This is a genomic window from Flavobacterium sp. (assembly GCF_043779715.1).
GTDB lineage: Bacteria > Bacteroidota > Bacteroidia > Flavobacteriales > Flavobacteriaceae > Flavobacterium.
On sequence record NZ_JAYWDT010000226.1, the window covers coordinates 1 to 2,808 of the forward strand.

The following is a 2,808-nucleotide window of genomic DNA, read 5'->3' on the forward strand; positions in this document are numbered from 1 at the left end:
AAAATAAAAGGAAAATATCTTCAATTATACCTAAATGAGTTTGTTTACAAGTTAGAAGATATTTTGAAGAAAAACTATTCGATAGACTAGTAATTGCTGGGATTACAGGATTATGATAGAAAACGGACGATCAAATTAAATTATATAGAATTTTGTAAAATAAAATTTATTATGAATAATTATATAGTCAAAATTTTAGAATCATTTTATATTACTCACGACGTTAAATGTTTTATCGTAGAAAAACCAGTAGGATACAATTTTATTTCTGGACAAGGAACCGAAGTGGCTATTAATATTCCCTTTTGGGAAAAACAATCTAGACCATTTACTTTTACTTGTTTGCCAGATAAAGAGTATCTTGAATTTGTAATTAAGATTTACAAAGATCATAACGGAGTGACTAATATGTTAGGGAAAACAAATTCTGGAGCCGAATTAATCATTGGAAATGTTTTTGGAGCAATTCAATACAAAGGTTAAGGAGTTTTTATAGCTGGCGGTTCTGGTATAACGCCATTTATATCCATCTTTAGAGATTTATATAAGAAAAAGCAGCTTTTGGGAAACAAATTAATTTATTATAATAAAACTTCAGATGATGTAATAATGGGTAATGAATTAAAAAAAATACTCAAAAATAATTTCATAAATTTATACACAAGAGAGAATATCATAGGCTTTGCTGGCAGAAGAATCGATAGAAATTATCTAATTGAAAACATAGTAAATTTTAATCAGCATTTCTACATTTGTGGTTCATCAGATTTTGTTAAAACAGTAAGTGAACTTTTACTAGATTTGGGTGTAAATCCAAATTCATTAGTTATTGAAAATTAGATATTTAATTTCAAATAATGCATTATCATAATTGCTAAAATCCTTTTCGTTACTTTTATAGAGTTTTTATAAGGACTTAGCCAGTATTTGAACTTAAATATATTTTTATGAAATTATACATCAAAAATATGGTGAGCAATCGCTGTAAAATAATTGTCAAAGATATTCTAAATGAATTTGATTTGGATTATGTTGTGGTCGATTTTGGAGAAGTCGAAATAATGCAGAATATTTCTGAAAATCAAAGGGAAGAGTTAAGAAAACTTTTATCAGAATCCGGACTTGAATTAATGGATGATAAAAAATCTGTTTTGATCGAAAAAATTAAAAATACCATTATAGAAATTATAAATTCATCAAATGAAGGAAACAAAATAAATTTTTCACATTCTTTAAGTGAAAAGGTGAACCATAATTACAATTACATCGCCAATTTGTTTTCTGAAATACAAGGAGTTACGATTGAACAATTTATAATTTCACTTAAGGTTGCACGTATTAAAGAATTAATAATTTATGGCGATTTGAATATTTCTGAAATTGCTTGGAAAATGAATTACAGCAGTGTTGCACATTTATCAAGTCAATTTAAAAAAGTTACAGGTCTTTCGCCATCGCATTTTAGACAATTAAAAGAAATTAAACCCATTTCAAATACAGAAAATCAAGAACAAATAACTGTATATAATAATGAAAGTATTATTAATAAAAATGATATTAAATTTCAAAGTTTTTTAGAATCTGTGCCTGATGCCATCGTAATTGTCAATAATCATGGCAATATTGAAACCATAAACAATCAAACAGAAATAATGTTTGGTTATGATCACCAAGAAATTTTTGGAAAAAAAATCGAGCTTTTAATACCTTCACGTTACAAAGAAGCACATCAAAGACACAGAGATGGTTTTTTTGATAAACCCAAACTTAGAAAAATGGGAGAAGGTATGGAACTTTTTGCACAACGTAAAAACGGAAATGAATTTCCAGTAGAAATAAGTTTAAGCAAAATTGTTACGGAAGATGGTTTTTTGTTTTGCGCTTCCATAAGAGATATTAGTGAACAAAAAAGAATTGAAAAAGAATTGACTGAAGCCAAAATTATAGCCGAAAATGCTGCAATCGCCAAACAAGAATTTCTTTCAAATATGAGTCACGAGATTCGTACGCCAATGAATGCGATAATTGGCTTTACAAAAGTAATTCTTAAAACAGAATTGAATTCAAAACAAAAAGAATATTTAACAGCAATTAAAATGAGTGGCGATACTTTAATTGTACTAATAAATGATATCCTAGATTTGGCAAAAGTAGATGCTGGAAAAATGGTTTTTGAAAAAACACCATTTAAATTATCGATATCAATTGCTACAATGCTGCATTTATTTGAAATAAAAATTCAAGAAAAAAATTTAAAATTAACCGTAAAATACGATCAAAATATTCCAGAAATTCTGCTTGGAGATCCAACACGTTTGCATCAAATAATTCTTAATTTGGTTGGCAACGCTATAAAATTCACAAATGAAGGCAAGATTACGGTAAACATTAGAAAATTAGCAGAATATGATGATAAAATAACCATAGAATTTTTAGTTTCAGATACAGGAATTGGCATTGATGAAAGTAAAATAGAAGGTATTTTTGAAAATTTCCAACAAGCCCACAATCAAGCCTCAAGAATTTATGGAGGAACTGGTTTGGGATTAGCCATCGTAAAAAAACTTGTCGAAGCCCAAGGCGGAAGCATTAGGGTTGAAAGTGAAATCGATCGTGGTTCCACTTTTAGTTTTGTTTTAAATTTTAAAAAAGCAGAAGGCGAAACTTATTTAGAAAATGAATTAACGGAATTAGTTGATGAAAAAATTAAAAATGTAAAAGTTTTGGTAGTAGAAGATGTTGAGTTTAACCAACTACTAATGCGTACTTTGTTGAACGATTTTGGATTTGAATGCGATATTGTCGAAA

At 28.0% G+C, this 2,808-nt stretch carries 3 protein-coding genes and 1 pseudogene; all 4 read left to right on the forward strand.

Annotation, left to right across the window (positions count from 1 at the left end; translation table 11 throughout):
* Positions 1–116 (forward strand): annotated as a pseudogene (locus ACH2BG_RS10890) (IS1595 family transposase); the annotation flags it as partial.
* Positions 117–171: 55 nt separating this feature from the next.
* Positions 172–483: a hypothetical protein gene (locus ACH2BG_RS10895; RefSeq protein ID WP_395047721.1), complete on the forward strand. Its 312-nt coding sequence runs from the start codon at positions 172–174 to the stop codon at positions 481–483.
* Between the two features lie 9 nt (positions 484–492).
* Entirely contained in the window at positions 493–840 is a 348-nt protein-coding gene (locus ACH2BG_RS10900; RefSeq protein ID WP_395047723.1) for a hypothetical protein, read from the forward strand.
* A 107-nt stretch (positions 841–947) separates the two neighbouring features.
* A partial coding sequence (locus ACH2BG_RS10905) for an ATP-binding protein (protein WP_395047722.1) occupies positions 948–2,808 on the forward strand: 1,861 nt, incomplete at its 3' end.